Source organism: Archangium lansingense (assembly GCF_026626635.1).
Taxonomy (GTDB): domain Bacteria; phylum Myxococcota; class Myxococcia; order Myxococcales; family Myxococcaceae; genus Archangium; species Archangium lansingense.
Genome location: NZ_JAPNKA010000001.1, coordinates 12,168,614 through 12,185,101, shown reverse-complemented (window position 1 = coordinate 12,185,101; position 16,488 = coordinate 12,168,614). Strand labels below are relative to the sequence as shown.

Annotated in this window: 14 protein-coding genes; 7 read left to right on the top strand and 7 right to left on the bottom strand. The window is 67.9% G+C overall.

Annotated features, from left to right (window positions below; translation table 11 throughout):
• Window positions 1-141: 141 nt before the first annotated feature.
• On the top strand, window positions 142-921 hold the full coding sequence (locus OV287_RS48815) for a hypothetical protein (protein WP_267540947.1): 780 nt from the start codon (window positions 142-144) through the stop codon (window positions 919-921).
• 137 nt (window positions 922-1,058) lie between these two features.
• On the opposite strand, the gene OV287_RS48810 is transcribed toward OV287_RS48815, so the two are convergent.
• The 5 genes from OV287_RS48810 to OV287_RS48790 form a co-directional block, all read right to left on the bottom strand.
• Window positions 1,059-1,559, bottom strand: coding sequence for a GGDEF domain-containing protein (locus tag OV287_RS48810; RefSeq protein WP_267540946.1), 501 nt, complete (start codon window positions 1,557-1,559; stop codon window positions 1,059-1,061).
• A 48-nt stretch (window positions 1,560-1,607) separates the two neighbouring features.
• On the bottom strand, window positions 1,608-2,225 hold the full coding sequence (locus OV287_RS48805) for an EcsC family protein (RefSeq protein WP_267540945.1): 618 nt from the start codon (window positions 2,223-2,225) through the stop codon (window positions 1,608-1,610).
• Window positions 2,226-2,239: 14 nt separating this feature from the next.
• The gene (locus tag OV287_RS48800; protein ID WP_267540944.1) at window positions 2,240-2,680 is read right to left on the bottom strand and encodes a hypothetical protein; all 441 of its coding nucleotides are present in this window, start codon (window positions 2,678-2,680) and stop codon (window positions 2,240-2,242) included.
• A 109-nt stretch (window positions 2,681-2,789) separates the two neighbouring features.
• Window positions 2,790-3,182, bottom strand: a complete 393-nt coding sequence (gene panD, locus OV287_RS48795) for an aspartate 1-decarboxylase (protein WP_267540943.1) — start codon at window positions 3,180-3,182, stop codon at window positions 2,790-2,792.
• Between the two features lie 99 nt (window positions 3,183-3,281).
• A complete protein-coding gene (locus OV287_RS48790; protein WP_267540942.1) occupies window positions 3,282-4,124 on the bottom strand; it encodes an LEA/WHy family protein in 843 nt (280 codons plus the stop codon).
• A 179-nt stretch (window positions 4,125-4,303) separates the two neighbouring features.
• Here OV287_RS48790 and OV287_RS48785 point away from each other — a divergent pair, with 179 nt between their 5' ends.
• The 3 genes from OV287_RS48785 to OV287_RS48775 are packed head-to-tail and all read left to right on the top strand — an operon-like array spanning window position 4,304 to window position 7,687.
• Window positions 4,304-5,782: an alpha/beta hydrolase gene (locus OV287_RS48785; protein WP_267540941.1), complete on the top strand. Its 1,479-nt coding sequence runs from the start codon at window positions 4,304-4,306 to the stop codon at window positions 5,780-5,782.
• 1 nt (window position 5,783) lies between these two features.
• On the top strand, window positions 5,784-6,518 hold the full coding sequence (locus OV287_RS48780; protein ID WP_267540940.1) for an ABC transporter ATP-binding protein: 735 nt from the start codon (window positions 5,784-5,786) through the stop codon (window positions 6,516-6,518).
• A complete protein-coding gene (locus OV287_RS48775) occupies window positions 6,515-7,687 on the top strand; it encodes an ABC transporter permease (RefSeq protein WP_267540939.1) in 1,173 nt (390 codons plus the stop codon). Before OV287_RS48780 ends, OV287_RS48775 begins: the two co-directional genes overlap by 4 nt.
• 377 nt (window positions 7,688-8,064) lie before the next feature.
• Here OV287_RS48775 and OV287_RS48770 read toward each other — a convergent pair whose 3' ends face one another.
• Both OV287_RS48770 and OV287_RS48765 read right to left on the bottom strand, forming a co-directional pair.
• Window positions 8,065-8,190, bottom strand: a complete 126-nt coding sequence (locus tag OV287_RS48770) for a hypothetical protein (RefSeq protein ID WP_267540938.1) — start codon at window positions 8,188-8,190, stop codon at window positions 8,065-8,067.
• 94 nt (window positions 8,191-8,284) lie between these two features.
• Window positions 8,285-10,033 carry a hypothetical protein gene (locus OV287_RS48765; protein WP_267540937.1) on the bottom strand — a complete coding sequence of 583 codons (1,749 nt, stop codon included), beginning with the start codon at window positions 10,031-10,033 and terminating at the stop codon, window positions 8,285-8,287.
• Between the two features lie 365 nt (window positions 10,034-10,398).
• Here OV287_RS48765 and OV287_RS48760 point away from each other — a divergent pair, with 365 nt between their 5' ends.
• The 3 genes from OV287_RS48760 to OV287_RS48750 are packed head-to-tail and all read left to right on the top strand — an operon-like array spanning window position 10,399 to window position 16,427.
• A complete protein-coding gene (locus OV287_RS48760) occupies window positions 10,399-11,595 on the top strand; it encodes an HlyD family secretion protein (RefSeq protein WP_267540936.1) in 1,197 nt (398 codons plus the stop codon).
• Between the two features lie 4 nt (window positions 11,596-11,599).
• Entirely contained in the window at window positions 11,600-14,302 is a 2,703-nt protein-coding gene (locus OV287_RS48755; RefSeq protein WP_267540935.1) for an ATP-binding cassette domain-containing protein, read from the top strand.
• Window positions 14,292-16,427: an ATP-binding cassette domain-containing protein gene (locus tag OV287_RS48750; RefSeq protein WP_267540934.1), complete on the top strand. Its 2,136-nt coding sequence runs from the start codon at window positions 14,292-14,294 to the stop codon at window positions 16,425-16,427. The genes OV287_RS48755 and OV287_RS48750 overlap by 11 nt, the downstream gene beginning before the upstream one ends.
• Window positions 16,428-16,488: the final 61 nt, after the last annotated feature.

Below are 16,488 nucleotides of genomic sequence, written 5' to 3'. Positions count from 1 at the left end.
CTCCCGGCCGCACCTGGCCGTTGCGTTCCACCGTGCAGCGCACGACGTCCGCTCCCCTGTTCATGACCCCCACGCGTGACACCGCTGGCCTCTCCGGTGGATGCTCGCCCACCGGCGCGTAGGCCAACGACCAGGACGGTGATGATGCGACTTCTCATTCTGTGCGCACTGGTATCGAGCGCGTTGTTTGGCTGTCACCACGAGAGTGAACACGTCTTGCAACTCATCCCGTCGCCCAACGGGGCCTACCAGGTCGTCGTGCTGGATTGCGCCGCGGACGCGAGGGATTGTTCCACCCTGCTCAAGGTGATTCGCGCGGGCGAACCGAAGACCCGCGAGACCCGGTCCGTGCAGGAAATGGTGTTGACCCGCGGCGTGCAGCCGCGCATTGCCTGGATGTCGGACAGCGAACTGGTCATCGAGGTGCCGGGAGGCTCTTCACGTCCCACCATGAAGGGCGAAGTGTCGTTCGTGCTCGCGCCGTGGCGGGCGACAACTTCGTTGTTCGGTTCGAGGCTCCCTCCTGGTGCCGGTATGGCCAGGACCCCTGTCCCGACAGGGCCGCCCACGCTGGCGGAATCGGTCGAAACGAGCTTGGACGAGGCCGTGCGCAAGGGCCTGCTGCGACGCGCGAACCTCGGCGACAAGAAACAGTGGGAAGCGGAGATGGCGCGCCTGGCGCCAGAGCGCGGATTGCCACCGGGTACGGGCGAAATACGGTCCCTCCGCGCGAACTCGGCGGGCACGTTGTCCGACGCGTACGTCGTGCTGAGGCCCATGACGCTTCCGGCAGGCCTCTACGGCGCACATTCTGCGGCGTTCTTCGTGCCGAAAGGCACGGCGCGTCCGCGCGGCAATCCCGGCCATTCCGTGATCTACGACTTCAACGACATGAGTTGTACCGGCGTGGGTTGCGGTTAGTCACCGCTGATGGGCTTCGAGCACTAGGAGCTTGTCGGAGAATCGCCGAAAAACGACTCCTACATACCAACCATAGCGGTGTGTTTGAGTCGCACTACCCCTCATGTAGTGGGTAGCCGAGGTATTCCGACAGGCTCCTAGCGCACCACCACCTGGTCCCGCCCCGCCTGCTTCGCCTGCACGCACGCCGCCTCCGCCGCGTCCAGCAGGTTGCCGTAGGGCTCTCCGGGCCGCAGCCCCACGACACCCGCTGACACCGTGAGGTGGAAATCGCCCGCCTCCGCGTGGAAGCGCCTCGCCGCGAGCCGGCGGCGCAGTCCCTCCGCCAGCCGCGCTCCCATGTCCGGTGTCACCGCGTACAGGCTCACCGCGAAGGCATCCGCCTCCATGCGGCCAATGGGCCCTCGGCCATCCAGCTCCGCCGCGAGCTCGTCCACCAGCCCGCTCAGTGCCGCATCCATCGCCTCGCGCCCGTGCGTGTCGTTGCCTTCCTGGGTCTCGTCCACGTCCACCCAGAGCACCGTCAGCGGTATCCGTGCGTGGTGCGCGTCCGAGACGGCCTTCGCCAGCAAGGACTCGAAGTAGGGGCGCAGGTACGCCCCCGTCAGGGGACAGACTTGTGGGGCGTGTTCAGACAATGGGAAGACCCTCACCCCCGCCCTCTCCCAGAGGGAGAGGGAGTGGACTCAGCCCGCCTTGCGCGAGGCCGCCTTCGTCTTCGCGTGCGCCTTGTCGAAGCCCTCGTAGAAACGCACCGCGTGGTCTCCCACCTTCTGGATGTGCTGGTTGTTCAGGTAGGCCGTCACCGGCGCCGCCACGAACGGCATCGCCCGCCCGAGCGTCTGCAGGCCCCCCTTCTTCAGCAGCACCTCGGCCACCTTCCCCAGCACCCTTGGCCCCGAGCGCTGAATCGGACCCACCCCTGTCGTGTACCCGTACAGGTCCAGCAGCTCGTCGCGCGCCCGCTCGCTCTTCAGGTTCACCTTGTACAGCGTGGCCACGTCCACCAGCAGCGTGAGCTGCAGCCACGCCATCACCGTCAGGTCCGCCGGCAGCCCCAGCAGTCCGAACGCCCCGAACACCCCGCCCGTCATGCTCGCCACGTGCTTCTTCTCGTCGATGATGCGCTGAGCCCGCTCGCGCACCCCCGCCGACGGATAGCGCTGCTCCAGCTCCAACATCCGCTTGCGCGAGCGCGGCACCTCCTGCTGCACCAGGTCCGACAGCTTCGTGTCCGCCAGCTTCTTCAGCTCCGCCGGCGTCAGCTTCTTCACCTTGTCGGCGATGGGGTCATAGAAGGCCATGTGTGTCTCCTCCCTCAGTAACCCCGCTCGGCGAGGTAAAGGTCCACCAGCGCGCCTTCTTCGTACCAGGCGTGACGCATCTCCGCGTCGAACCAGCGCGAGTCCGGCTTCGCCGTCCGCACCTCAATCTTCACCCGGTTGGGCGCCGTGTCGATGACCGCTGCCCGCGCCTTGCAGCCCGAGCCCGGCTCGTCCCCGTAGCCGCCTTCCAGGCACACCTCGTCGCCCACGGACAGCCGGCGCGTGTACACGGTGGCCAGGTACTTCGCCTCGTCACAGTTGCCCCGTATCGAGGTCCCGTGCTGCGAGCACCGATCCTTCAGCGGCGAGCGCACCAGCTGCACCGCTCCCACGAACGGATCCTCGTCGTTGGGATTGGGCCGGAAGGCTTCCTTGTCGGTGGTACAGCCCGCCAGTGCCAGCAGCAGGCCACCGCATGCCCAAGTCCACTTCATCGCGTCCTCGCCTCCAGGGCGGCCAACCGCCCGTTGCTCATGGACGCACGAGCATGGCAAGCCCGCGCCAGAGCGTAAAGCGGTGGGAACCGAGAGCGTCCGGCGCTGCTCAGGCGATGCGGCGCGCCGGGCCCGGAATCTCCTCCGTCTTCCCGGGCACGATGCGGTTCTTCGGGTCCACGAAGACGACCGTGGGCTTCCAGTGGCGCGCCTCGTGCTCCTCCACCTCCGCGAAGGTGGCCAGGATGACCAGGTCCCCCGGCTTGTTGAGGTGCGCGGCGGCGCCGTTGATGCAGATGACGCCGCTGCCCGCCTCGCCTTCCAGCGCGTACGTCTCGAGGCGGGTGCCGCGCGTCACGTTCCACACCGCCACCTTCTCGAAGGGGAGGATGTCGGCGGCGCGCAGCAGCTGGCTGTCGATGGTGACCGAGCCCTCATAATCCAGGTCGGCCTGGGTGACAGTCGCGCGGTGGATTTTGGACTTGAAGAGGATTCGGCGCATGAGGGGGGCCCGGAAGATTGCGGCGCAACCGTAACGGCTGACGCGCCGGGGGACAACTTCCAATGGCGCGTCCGGTCGTCTGCCCCCTTGCCCTACCTCCTAACGCCGGAAATTCAGGAGTTGGGAGACGTCCAGGGGCACGTTCTGCGCGCCGGACACGAGCTTGCCGTCCCACTTCACCTGGGCGTTACCTCCCGAGCGCAGGGCGTTGGCCGCGGTGGCGGCGCTGAGGAAGTTGATGGTGAGGGGGAGTTTGATCTGCCGGGTGGTGCCGGGCTCCAGCATGCCCAGGTCGCCGGTGGAGAGGTTGCCCACATTGGAGCCGGCCACCTTGAGGGCGCCGCTGATGCCGGCCACCGGCAGGGGGAAGCTGTTGCGGTTCGTCACGGTGAGGGGGAACTCCACCGTGGCGCCCTGGAGGGTGACGTTGGCGATGCGGGGGGACTCGAACTGGACCTGGGGAATCTTGGGGACCTCGAAGGTGCCCTCGTGCTCCAGGGGGAACTTGAGCACGCCGATGGGCGTCTTGATGCCCACGCTGCCCTGGGCCTTGTAGCGGGCGGAGTCCTTGGTGAGGAACGTCGTCACCACGGGGGCGATGTCGGCGAACTTCACGTTGGCGGGGAAGACGAGCTCGGACTTGCCCTTGGCGGCAATGTCCAGGCCCTTGGGCGGGGTGCCGGCCACCACCTGCTTGTCCTCGACGAAGAAGGCGTAGTCGATGGAGGCCAGGGACAGGCCCAGGGGGTTGGGGTTGTCCAACTGGTAGACGAGGTCGACGGTGGCGTCGGCGAGCGAGGCCTTGGTCAGGCGCGCCGTCTTGAAGGTGAGGCGCGGCTGCTTGAAGGCGTTTTTCAGCATCTTCTGCATCGAGGCGCAGCCGGCGAGCAGGACGAGACTGAGGGTCGCGACGAGGAGGAGGGGACGGTTCTTCAGGTTCATGGTCATGAGCTTGTCAGCGGACGCGTGAGCAGCCGAGCAATTCAAACCGGCTCGTGGGGCGAGCCGCCATTCATGGGGGAGTGCGTGGGTGGGGGCAGGAGTGGTAATCCTGGGACACCGTGAGAACGCACGACCCAGTTTTCCCCCCATCTCCCCTCTCCCGCCGGGAGAGTGACGGGGTGAGGGTGCCCGCATCCCGGATTCTCCCCGCCCTCCTGTGTGCCTTGCTGTTGCTGTCGTCCTGTACGCGAAGTGCGGGCGCGGAGCCAGCGCGCAAGGTCGCCCTCACGCCGTGCCGGCTGGAGGGTGTAGGCCGGCAGGCGCTGTGTGGCACCCACGAGGTGTGGGAGGACCGCGCGGCGAAGAAGGGGCGCAAGGTGGCGCTCAAGGTGGTGGTGGTGCCGGCGCTCGCGTCCTCGCCGGAGCCGGACCCGCTGGTGCTGCTGGCGGGTGGGCCGGGACAGGGCGCCGCGAAGCTGGCGCGGCACATGGTGCCCATCTTGGATCGCATCCAGCGCAACCGGGACCTGCTCTTCGTGGACCAGCGTGGCACGGGGGACTCGGGGTCGCTCGAGTGTGACCCGGTGCCGCCGGATGCGCCGCTGGCCAAGCAGTTCGACACCAATTACTACGAGGAAGAGTTCCGCAAGTGCCTGGCGAGCTACGACGCGGACGTGCGCCAGTACACCACGCCCATCGCCATGGACGACCTGGACGAGGTGCGTGAGGCGCTCGGCTACGAGAAGCTGAACCTGTACGGCGTCTCCTACGGCACGCGCGCCGCGCTGGTGTACATGCGCCAGCACCCGGAGCACGTGCGCTCGGCCATCCTCGAGGGTGTGGCGCCCATGTCGCTGCTGCTGCCCCTCTACGTCGCGCGTGACAGCCAGCGCGCGTTGGATCTCCTCTTCACCCATTGCGAGCAGGACGCGCAGTGCGCGAAGCGCTACCCGGAGCTGCGGGGTCGCTTCGACGCGATGCTCACGCAACTGCAGCAGGCGCCGGTGCGGACGCGGGTGGAGCACCCTCTCACCGGCGTGCCCGAGGACCTCACCCTCACCCGGGACGGCTTCACCGCGGTGCTGCGCGGGCTGCTCTACATGCCCGAGGCGGCGTCGCTGCTGCCGCTGGTGCTGGACCGGGCGACGCAGGGGGACTGGCGGCCGCTCGTCGCCATCCACCAGGGCATGAGCGGGAGCTTCAACCGCAACATGAGCCAGGGCATGTTCCTCTCGGTGGTGTGCGCGGAGGACGCGCCCCACATCTCGTCCGAGGCCATCGCCCGAGAGGCGAAGGGCACGTGGATGGGTGAGGCGGGGGTGAGCACCATGCTGCTGCCCTGCGCCTTCTGGCCGCGCGGCGAGCTGCCCAAGGACTACCGCGAGCCGGTGAAGTCGGACGTGCCGGTGCTGCTGCTCTCCGGAGAGTTGGATCCGGTGACCCCGCCCTCGTGGGCCGAGGACGCGAAGCGGACGCTGACGCACAGCCTGCACGTGACGCTGCCCGGAGTGGGGCACGGGACGAGCTCCATCGGGTGTGCACGGGCGCTGATGGCGGACTTCGTGGCCCGCGGGAGCGTGGAGGGGCTCGCGCCGAAGTGCGGCGAGGGCCTCAAGCGTCCCCCCTTCTTCACCTCCTTCGCCGGCCCGGTGCCCTGACATGATTGAAGTGACAAACCTGCACAAGCGCTTCGGCGCGGTGACGGCGGTGGAGGACGTGAGCTTCCGCGCCGAGGACGGGGTGGTGACGGGACTGCTCGGGCCCAACGGCGCGGGCAAGACGACCACGCTGCGGATGCTCTACACGCTCATCCGGCCGGACAAGGGCAGCGCCAAGGTGGACGGGATTGAGGTGGCCGAGCGCCCGCTGGAGGTACGCCGGGCCATTGGCGTGCTGCCGGACGCGCGAGGCCTCTACCCGCGCCTGACGGCCCGCGAGCATGTGCGCTACGCAGGCGAGCTGCACGGCCTGTCGGGCGCCTCGTTGGACAAGCGCATTGGCGAGCTGGTGGAGCTGCTGGACATGAAGGACATCGCCGACCGGCGCACCGAGGGCTTCAGCCAGGGTGAGCGCATGAAGGTGGCGCTGGCGAGGGCTCTGGTGCACGGGCCGCGCAACGTGCTGCTGGACGAGCCCACCAACGGGCTGGACGTGATGAGCACGCGGGCGGTGCGCACGCTCATCCGCCGGCTGAAGGACCAAGGGCACTGCGTGGTGTTCTCCAGCCACGTGATGCAGGAGGTGGCGGCGCTGTGCGACCGCATCGTGGTGGTGGCGCGCGGCAAGGTGGTGACGGACGGCACTCCGGACGAGCTGCGCGCACGGACGGGGAAGGACAGCTTGGAGGAGGCTTTCGTGACGGTCATCGGCAGTGACCAGGGGTTGATGCAGTGAAGGCGCTCCTGAAGTCGATCTTCCGCAAGGAGATGAGGGACCATCTTCGTGACCGGCGCTCGGTGGTGAGCGCGCTGGGCTTCACGCTGATGGGGCCCATCATCTTCGGGATGATGTTCACGGTGATGGCGTCCTGGTTCCGCAAGGACAAGCCGCTGGAGCTGCCAGTGGTGGGGCGGGCCAACGCGCCGAGCCTCATCGCGTTCCTGGAGCGGGCCGGTGCACAGCTCTCCGAGCCGCCCGCGGACTACGAGGCGCGCATCCAGGCGGGCAAGCTGGACGCGGTGCTCATCATCCCCGAGGACTACGGCAAGTCCTTCGAGGCGGGGCGCACGGCGGAGGTGCACCTGGTGATGGACAACTCGCGTAACCAGGCGCGAACCACCGTGCACCGGGTGTCTCAACTGCTCCAGGCGTACTCGGGGATGCTGGGCTCGCAGCGGCTGATGGCGCGGGGAGTCGCGCCGGAGCTGGCCATGCCCGTGAAGGTGGAGGAGGTGGACCTGTCCACGCCGGAGCGGCTGGCGGCCAACCTGCTGACCATCATCCCCATCTTCCTGGTGTTCGCGGCCTTCTCGGGCGGGATGAACGTGGCCATCGACGCGATGGCGGGCGAGCGGGAGCGTGGCTCGCTGGAGTCGTTGCTGCTCAACCCGGTGCAGCGCGAGGCGTTGGTGACGGGCAAGTGGCTGGCGACGGTGGTGTTCGCCTGCGCGGCGGCGACAGTGTGTCTGGCGGCCTTCATGGTGGTGGTGACCCAGGTGCCGTTGCAGGACCTGGGGGTGAAGGTGCGGATCGACGCGGCGACGGTGTTGGGCTTGTGGGTGGCGGTGCTGCCGCTGGCGCTGATGGCGTCGGCGGGGCAGATGTTGCTGTCCACCTTCGCGCGCTCGTTCAAGGAGGCGCAGACGTACATGCAGGTGCTGTCGCTGCTGCCCACGCTGCCGGGCATGGCGCTGGTGCTCTCGCCGATGCAGAGCAAGACGTGGATGTTCGCGGTGCCGGTGCTGGGTCAGGAAATGCTGGTGCAGGAGCTCATGAGGGGCGAGCCGGTGGGCGTGCTGCCCTTCGTGCTGGGCCTGGTGAGCTGTGGCGCTCTGGCGCTCGTGTTCCTGGGGTGGACGGCGCGGTTGCTGGGAGACGAGCGCATCATCTTCGGCCGCTCCTGAGACGGATAAATAATACAGTCGCCAGCAGGCGGTGCACCGCCCACTGGCGACTGGAGTCGAGCGTGTTCGCTGGGCCTACTTCACGACAATGCTCTTCGCGAGGAGGACGGGGAAGCCACCACCGCCGCCGCATCCACGCCCACTGATGGTCCCAGTCGCAATCAGGCCGCCACGAATCGTCGTCTTGATCTTCATGTGTTTTCTCCCTTGGGGATGAGTCGCTTCAAATAAGTAAGAGGGGGAAATGGGCGTTTGTGATTCGGCGGAGTGAGCGTTTTCGTCGCATCGTCCTCAGTCCGCTGCAGCAGGCAAAAACACAATCGCCAGCAGGCGGCGTACCGCCCACTGGCGACTGGTGTCGCGCGCATGTGCCTGGATTACTCCACGACGATGGTCTTGGGGAGCAGGACAGGGAAGCCACCGCCGCCGCCGCATCCGCGACCCACGATGGGTACAGTCCGAATCGCCGTGAGACCACCACGAATCGTCGTCTTGATCTTCATGTGTTTTCTCCCTGGGAAATGAGACACTTCAAGCAAGATAGAGGGCGGAGGAGGCACTTGTGATTCGATTTGTTTTTCGAGTCATTTCGCGACCTCAGTTCCCGATGGGGGTGCAGCGCGTGGCGTCCTCGGTGTTCTCGATGGCGATGCCCAACTCCTCTCGGAGCACATCCATCAAGTAGGGCAACACGCCGTGGGTTCCCACGCGCAGGCGGTGCTGGAGCGAGAGATCCGAACCGGAGAACTTCCGCGCTGGATGGGGCCGCTGAAGCAGCGCGTTGACCTGGCGCTGAGCATTCTCCAGGGCACGAAGCGCTGGCCGCTCGATGGCCAGGAACTCGGCCGTGGCGTCCGCCACTGCGTCGAGGGCGGCTCCACGGGCCCCTGAGGGGGAGCCCGCGCGCGAGCGGATCAGCTCCCGGAGCCGCAAGCGGGTCTCCGCATCGACCTGGTCCCTCGCGGGGGTGAACACGTCCTGCAAGCGGAGCAGCGTGTCCTCTCGGAATCCCCTCATGCCTCGCTGGGCGCGGTCGAACATCTCGATGTAGCGGGCCTCGGCCCAATCCCGTTGGAGGGCCTGGTTCAAGCGCGTGGGCAGGATGGTCTCCCAGTCCCGCTCGATACGCTCGCGCAGCCGGCTCAAGACGCCACCCGGCTCATCCTCCACCTCGAGAAGCGCCGCGCGAATCTCCTCATAGGCGCGGCACATGTAGCTCCAGAGATTGAACTGGAGGCTGTAGAGCTGGAGTCCGAGCAGCCCGTAATCCACCGCCGCGGGGACATCCGCGTACCACTCTGCCGAGGGAGGAGGCGCACCCGTGACGGGCTTACCCTCCAGCAACGTCGCGAAGAGCTCCTCCACCATGGGCTGGGGACCTGCGCAGACGCCGCGGCCCGAGATGAAGAAGTTGCCATGCTCGACCAGGCGGAACAGCTCGGGTGCCGTGATGGGCGTGTCGTACTGCATCGGCTGCTCTGGGAGGAAGAGCAGGTAGGCGAGCACCATCCGGACGCCATCCGTCACCCGGAAGATGGAGGACAGGACGGGGTCCAGCGTGCCGTTGGGGACGGGCGAGTTCCCGCGCATCAGCAGCAGCGTCGGCAGGGCCAATACGTCGCAGGCGAGGGCGTGGAGATCTCCCATCCGCCAGTGCCCGTCTGGAGGCAGGGTATAGCGGCGCAGGAACTCCTCGCGAACCGCGAGTAGCCCCTGCATCATGGGCTTCCAATAACGCGTCATCGCCTTGAGCGCCGTCAGATTCATCATCGCTTCGTTGCGATAGCGGCTGCCTGGGTACTGGCACATGCGCCACTCCGTCGGAATCTTCATGCGCATGGCGTCGGGGAAGACGTTCATCTCCCCGACATGACGCCCCTCCGCATCGAATGCCGGATGGGCGATGCGATGCATCACGAGCACTGACTCGAGGAAGCCCAGCTCCAGGGGCTGTCCCGTCAACTGCTCCATGACGCGGGGACAATCCGGGTTCCACCACATCGGCTCGGTGGGCGCGTCCCGCTGGGCCTCGGCCTCCATCAATTTCTGATGAAACTCACTCACAGCCGCAGGCGGCTGGGGCTCGCGCGAGAGGAACTCCTCGGACAACAGGGCCTCGAGCAGCCGCTTCACTCGCGCCCACTCGTAGGGCTCACCCGTGCTCCACCGGGTGGCGCTGCCTGCCATGAACTGGTCCTGTTTGATCAGCGTCTCGCCAAAGGCGAACAGGTCCGGCTCATCGAACGACACCTCGTTGAAGCCGAAATGGATGAGCAGCTCCCGTTTGCCCTCGGAGTTGGTCACGTACTCGCTCAGGAAACGGCGCCGCAGAGGGACGTACAGCATTTCATGCGGATCCAACGGTACGGCTTCCTGACTCGTGGGGGGTTCAAGCGACGCGGCTTCCTGATTCATGCCAGAGCTCCAGGGAGCAGGCCCGAGGCGTTCAGGCGCGCAGGGGCCGCTCCAGACGGGGGTAGTCCCAGAGAAGACTGAGCCCAGGGCCAGGTCCGTGTGATTCGAGCCCATTCCCACCATGCCTGCCTGGTGGATGAGCAGGCCGCGCCTCCCCACGGATGGGGACTCCTCACGAAGCCGGCTGGAGGGCTCCATCTCCGAGGTAGCGCTCTGGTCAGTCAGTTCAATCGAGCACGAGGGGGGGGGGGAACTCATGAGGGTCCTCCATGAGGTCCTCCATGAAGGTTGAAGGCATGTTTCCACGCACATTGCGCACGCTGTTGCGCCGACAGGGGCGGTTGGCCCTCTGGCTGTTGCCGGTAGGGCTGATCGCAGTCTGGGGAAGCTGGTTCCTCCTGGCGCGTGTCACCGTCTACGAGCGCAGCGTCCAGGCACGTCTGGAGCTCCATCGCGAGGTGTATGCGATTGATGCCCCTGCGGATGGGCGGGTGGTGGGGACTCAGCTGGAGCTGCACCGCTCCGTGCATGCGGGGGACGTCCTCGTCGAGCTGGAGCATGACCAGCAGGCACGCCAGGTGGCGGAGGCGGAGGCCGTGCTCCAAGGGCTGGGGCCGCAGCTCGAGGCGGCGCGCGCAGAGCTCGAGGCAGAGCAGAGCGGGCTGGTGGAGCAGAAGGGGCAGGGGGCCGCGGGCGTGGAGGAGGCTCAGGCCCGGCTCACCGATGCCGAGGCCGTGGCACGCCGGGCTCGGAAGGAGGCGGCCAGTTTCGAGCAGCTCTGGCAACGAGGGGTGGTGAGCGAGATGGAGTGGAGCAGGGTCCGCACCGAGCTGGAGCGCTCCCTGGCTGCCGAGCAGGCCGCACGTGCCTCACTGATGCGGGTGAGATCAGAAGGAACGATGCAGTCCACGGATCGGCGCACCCGCATTGCCGCATTGCTGGGGGAGATCGCCCGGCTCGAGGCGGAGGAGGGGGTTGCGCGCGCCAACCTGGAGCGCCTGCGTGAGGAGCTGGATCGCCGGGTGGTGCGGGCACCAGCAGAGGGCATCCTCGGTGAGACGAGCTCCATACGAGTGGGCACGCAGGTGAAGGCCGGAGATCCCATCGCGACGGTCGTCGCGGGGGGGCCCGTGCGCATCGTCGCGCAGTTCTCCCCGGAAGCCTTGGGACGCATCCGCGCGGGCCAGTCGGCACGCATGCAGCTGGAGGGCTTCTCCTGGACGGAGTTCGGCATGCTCGAGGCCACGGTGGTGGCGGTGGCGAGCGAGGCGCGCGAGGGGCTGGTCCGCGTCGAGCTCTCGGTGGATGAGCTGCCCGCGGGCATCCCGCTCGAACATGGGCTGCCGGGCAACGTGGACATCTCGGTGGGTCGGTCCACGCCGTTGCAGCTCGTGCTGCGCGCCATGGGGCAGGGGCTCGACGGCCCGGCGAGGCAGCACCCCAGAGCCTTGCCGGTGACCGCCGAGACGGCAGCACCGAAGGGCGGGAGCTGAGGCCATGGCGGGTGCACCACGTCTCTTCGTCCCAGAGGTCATCCAGACGTCGGCCATGGACTGCGGTCCGGCGGCCCTCAAGTCCCTGCTCGACGGCTTTGGCATCCCCGTCAGCTATGGACGGCTCCGAGAGGCCTGCCAGACCGATGTCGACGGTACGTCCGTCGACATGCTCGAGGAGCTGGCCGCCAGGTTGGGTCTGGATGCGGAGCAGTCCATGCTCCCGCGAGATCATCTGTTCCTTCCGGAGACCCGAGCACTGCCGGCCATCGTGGTGTTGAGCCTCGCGAACGGCAACCTGCACTTCGTGGTGGTCTGGAAGCGGTGGCGCAACTTCGTCCAGATCATGGATCCGGCGCTGGGGCGGCGGTGGGTGCCCGTGGCCAGGCTGCTCGACCAGCTCTTCGTGCACGCGATGCCTGTGTCCGCCGAGGCGTTCCGCGAATGGGCCGGTACGGAGGAGTTTCTCGCTGGCTTGCGCCACTGGCTGTCAGCGCTCGTTGACGAGTCCTTCGCGGAGCGGCAGGTCACCGAAGCTCTCGGGGATTCCACCTGGAAGAGCCTGGCCTGCCTGGATGCGACGGTGCGGCTGGTGCAGACGCTCGTGGAGGGCGGCGGCGTCCAGCGGGGCGAGACGGCCGCGAAGTTCGTGGAACAACTCCTGCGCGAGGTGCGCTCGGCCTTGGAAGAGGGACGCGCCGAGCAGCTCATCCCTTCCACCTACTGGACGGCCGTGGGGCCGCCGGACGCCGAGGAGCTCAACCTGCGCGGAGCCGTGTGCGTCACGGCCAGGGGGCTGCGCAGTGGTGAACGCGGGAAGGATGAAGCGCCGCTGCCTCCAGAGCTCGAGGCCGCCTTGCGCGAGGCGCCCACTCGCCCTCTGAGGGAGCTGGTGGCCTTGCTGCGCCGGGATGGAGTGCTCGCGCCGGCGGTGCTCGCCGCCATCGGGGTCACCGCGGCGGTGGGAGGCTTCCTGGAGGCCCTGCTCCTGCGCGGAGTCATCGACGCGGGGCGCTATCTCACGACCCCGGGGCAGCGCATCGCCGGCATCGTGACGCTGATCACCCTGTTGGGCGTGCTGCTCACGCTCGAGCTGCCACTCGCGCTCGGGACGCTCCACCTGGGGCGGCGGTTGGAGCTCCGCCTCCGGCTCGCGTTCCTCGACAAGATTCCGCGCCTGGGCGATCGCTATTTCCGCAGCCGACTTGTCTCGGACATGGCGCAGCGCTGCCATGTCATCCACCAAGTGCGCACCGTGCCGACCCTCGCCGTCACGCTGCTGCGTGCTTTCGTCGAGCTGCTCGTGACGCTCGCGGGCTTGATGTGGCTGGCGCCTCGAAGCACACCGCTCATCCTCCTGGCGGGTGGGCTGGCGCTCACCATCCCCGTGCTCGCCCAGCGCACCTTGCTCGAGGCCGATCGCCGGATGCGGGACTTCGATGGGGTGCTCTCGGGCTTCTACCTCGATGCGATGCGCGGCTCCGTGGCCCTGCGGGCGCATCGGGCTGGGCCAACGATTCGCCGGGCTCAGGAAGAGCCGCTGCACGAGTTCCTCTCTGCGGCTCGCGCCCTGCTGCGTCGTGGCGTCACCATTGAGACGTTCGCCTCGTTCGCAGCCACCGGGGGCTCGGTGGCGATCGTCGTGCATGCGCTCTCGCAGGGGCTGCAACCCGGGGCCGTCCTGCTGCTCGTCTACTGGGCACAGGCCGTGGTGACGCTGGGCCGGCAGATCTCCGAGGGGTTGCGTCAATACCCCGCGGCGTCGTCGCTCACTGGCCGTTTGATGGAGCCGCTGCTCGCCCCCAACGAGGTGGACAAGTCCGTGGCGCTGGCCACGCGGCCGAGCACCGAGCGACCGGCGGGTGCAGCCCGGGGCGTTGGTTTCTCGCTGCGTCAGGTGGAGGTGCGAGCCGCGGGTCACACCCTCCTGCAGGGAATTGATCTCTCGGTCCGGCCCGGGGAGCACGTCGCCATCGTGGGTCCCTCGGGCGCGGGGAAGTCGTCGCTGGTGGGCCTCCTTCTGGGCTGGCACCGGGCGGCTGGAGGTCAGATTGAAGTCGAGGGTGCGCCGCTGGAGGGAGAGGCCCTGTGGCGGTTGAGGCGGGAGACCGCGTGGGTGGATCCCGAGGTGTCGCTCTGGAACAGGTCGATGGTGGACAACCTCACCTATGGCGCCGACGCGGGTGAAGTGCTGCCACGGGTGGGGCAGGCGCTGCACCGGGCCGACCTCATCGAGTTGATCGACAAGCTGCCCGAGGGGCTCCAGACCCGGCTGGGCGAGGGGGGCGGTCTGCTGTCTGGCGGGGAGGGGCAGCGAGTGCGCCTGGGCCGGGCATTGCTCCGGCCAGGGGTTCGGCTGGTCATCTTCGATGAGCCCTTCCGGGGCCTCGAGCGTGACCGCCGCACGGCGCTGCTGGAGCGGGCGCGGCAGGGATTCGAGGGGGCCACGCTGCTCTGCATCATGCATGACATCGCTGAAACGCTCTCGTTCGACCGCGTCCTGGTCATCAAGGGCGGGCAACTGGTCGAGGACGGCACCCCCCAGACGCTCGCGGCGCGAGAGGACTCTCACTACCGCGCCTTGCTGAACGAGGAATCGGCGATGCAGCGGGAGTTGTCCGGGCGGGATGGGTGGAGGCGGCTCGTCCTGGACCAGGGCGTGCTCACCGAGCGACGTGGAGAGGAAGGGAATGCACATGGCGAGTGAGCTGGATGCCTTGGCCTGGCCGCTGGAGCGCGCTGGCGATGCGATGGAAGCGTTAGCGCGTGCGGTGCGGATGCCGCTCCCCAACCCGCTTCCGGCGCTCTCGCATGTGGTACCCGGGGACCCCAGGCTCGTGGACTCATGGCTGGACACGGGGGCCCAGGCGCTCGGGCTCGAGTTGCAGCCGCATTACACCCGACACGGGGACGTGGAGAGAGTTCTGCGCCGCGCGGCCCCGGCCATCGTGGAGGTGACGAGTGCTCACGGGAAGGCGGTGATTGCCCTGATCCGCCTGTCCTCCTCGGGAGAGACCGCGTGGGTTGTCGCCCCAGATGAGACGGTGCACGACGTTCCTTTCTCCACGCTGTCCGCCGCCTCACGGGCGCGTGTCGAGCATCTCCAGGGGCCGGTGGCTGAGCGCATTCTGGAGCGGGCCGGACTGCCGGAGCCTCAGCGGTTGCTGGCTCGGCGGGCGTTGCTGGGAGCACAGCTCGCCAACACCTATCTCTTCGCCGCGCGCACGCTCCGGCTGCCACCTGGAGCTCGCATGCTCCACCACCTGCGAGCGCTGCGGGCCGGACGGAGGCTGCTCCTGCTCCTCCTGCTGACGACGATCATCCAGGTGTGCGTGCTCTCCAGTTGGTGGTTGGTGGGACGGGGCGCGTTCGAGGGACGGCTGGACACGGGGTGGCTCTGGGCCTGGGCCCTCATGGGGTTGACGGTGGTGCCGCTTCAGGCGGTGCTGGCCTGGTCGCAGGGGTCTCTGGCGATGGAACTCTCCGCGCTGCTGCGCAGGCAATTGCTGTCAGGAGCACTCGCGCTGCCTGTGGACGAGGCGCGCAGAGGTGGAATTGGCCAATACGTTGGGAAGACCTTCGAGAGCGCGGGGATGGAGCAGTTGGTGCTGACGGGCGGTTTCGCGAGTCTGCTGGCGGTGGTCGACGTGCTGCTGGCCACGAGCGTGATGGTGACGGGCCCCGCGGGCTGGTACGGGCTGGTGGCGCTGGTTGGCTTCTGCTTCATGCTGGGCGTGCTCGTGGTGCGCCAGGCGTCACGTTTTCGCGCGTGGACGGATGCTCGGGTCTCCATGACGCATGCCCTGATTGAGCGCATGCTCGGCCACCGGACGCGGCTCGCTCAGGAGCAGCCGGAGAAATGGCACGAGGCGGAGGACCAGGAGCTGGCGCACTACGCCGAGGCTTCCGAACGCCTGGATGCGGCGACGGCTCGGGTGGCGGCGCTCGCCAAACGGGGACTCCTCCCGGTGGTAATCATTGCAACGCTCCCAGCAGTGCTCCAGGGGGCCTCGACCGCGAGGATCGCGGTGGGCGTGGGGGCCGCGCTTCTCGCAGCGCGTGCCGTGGGGTCGTTGTCCATCGGAGCTCTGTCCTTGAGTGGTGCGCGAGTGTTGTACCGCGGCGTTCGTCCCATTCTGGAGGCTGCCAGGCGCTCCGGTTCCACGAGCACCGGGGGGCCGGCTTCCCTTCCCTCGCCAGAGGCGTCTCCTTCGAAGACCCAGGCCCTGCTGGAGGTGCGAGATCTCGTCTTCAAGCACGCGGGAGCTCCCCGGGCGGTGCTGGAGGGCGCCTCCCTGTCCGTGCGCGCGGGGGAGCGTGTGTTGCTCGAGGGCCCGTCTGGCTCGGGCAAGTCTACGTTTGCTTCCATCGTGACGGGGCTGCGAGGTCAGGGCTCAGGACTGATGCTGCTGGGTGGGCTGGACATGGCCACCTGGACGCAGGATGGGTGGGGCGCGCAGATTGCCAGTGCCCCTCAGTTCCACGAGAACCACGTGGTCTCTGGCTCGCTGGCACTGAATCTGCTGCTGGGACGTGCCTGGCCGCCCACCCCCGAGGACCTGAACAGCGCGAGGATCCTCTGTGAGGAGCTCGGGCTGGGGGATCTGCTGGGTCGGATGCCCTCTGGCTTGATGCAGCTCGTCGGAGAGCGCGGCTGGCAGCTCTCGCATGGGGAGCAGAGCCGGGTCTTCGTGGCTCGAGCGCTGCTCCAGCGGGCCCGGGTCGTGGTGCTCGACGAGGCCTTCGGGGCGTTGGATCCCGTGACCATGCGCAAGGTGATGACGTGTGTGGAGGCTCGCGCGTCGACGCTCATCGTCATCGCGCACCCCTGAGGACCCGGGGGGTTGTCATGTGCTGGGGTGGATCTGCGAAGCTCCTGGGCTCGCCGGTGTC

Bases quoted from the DNA above. Each gene is read 5' to 3' on its own strand.
- OV287_RS48815 (WP_267540947.1), top strand. From the start codon at position 142: ATGATGCGACTTCTCATTCTGTGCGCACTGGTATCGAGCGCGTTGTTT.
- OV287_RS48805 (WP_267540945.1), bottom strand. From the start codon at position 2,225: ATGGCCTTCTATGACCCCATCGCCGACAAGGTGAAGAAGCTGACGCCG.
- OV287_RS48800 (WP_267540944.1), bottom strand. From the start codon at position 2,680: ATGAAGTGGACTTGGGCATGCGGTGGCCTGCTGCTGGCACTGGCGGGC.
- panD (WP_267540943.1), bottom strand. From the start codon at position 3,182: ATGCGCCGAATCCTCTTCAAGTCCAAAATCCACCGCGCGACTGTCACC.
- OV287_RS48790 (WP_267540942.1), bottom strand. From the start codon at position 4,124: ATGAACCTGAAGAACCGTCCCCTCCTCCTCGTCGCGACCCTCAGTCTC.
- OV287_RS48780 (WP_267540940.1), top strand. From the start codon at position 5,784: ATGATTGAAGTGACAAACCTGCACAAGCGCTTCGGCGCGGTGACGGCG.
- OV287_RS48770 (WP_267540938.1), bottom strand. From the start codon at position 8,190: ATGAAGATCAAGACGACGATTCGTGGTGGTCTCACGGCGATTCGGACT.
- OV287_RS48765 (WP_267540937.1), bottom strand. From the start codon at position 10,033: ATGCTGTACGTCCCTCTGCGGCGCCGTTTCCTGAGCGAGTACGTGACC.
- OV287_RS48760 (WP_267540936.1), top strand. From the start codon at position 10,399: ATGTTTCCACGCACATTGCGCACGCTGTTGCGCCGACAGGGGCGGTTG.
- OV287_RS48755 (WP_267540935.1), top strand. From the start codon at position 11,600: ATGGCGGGTGCACCACGTCTCTTCGTCCCAGAGGTCATCCAGACGTCG.
- OV287_RS48750 (WP_267540934.1), top strand. From the start codon at position 14,292: ATGGCGAGTGAGCTGGATGCCTTGGCCTGGCCGCTGGAGCGCGCTGGC.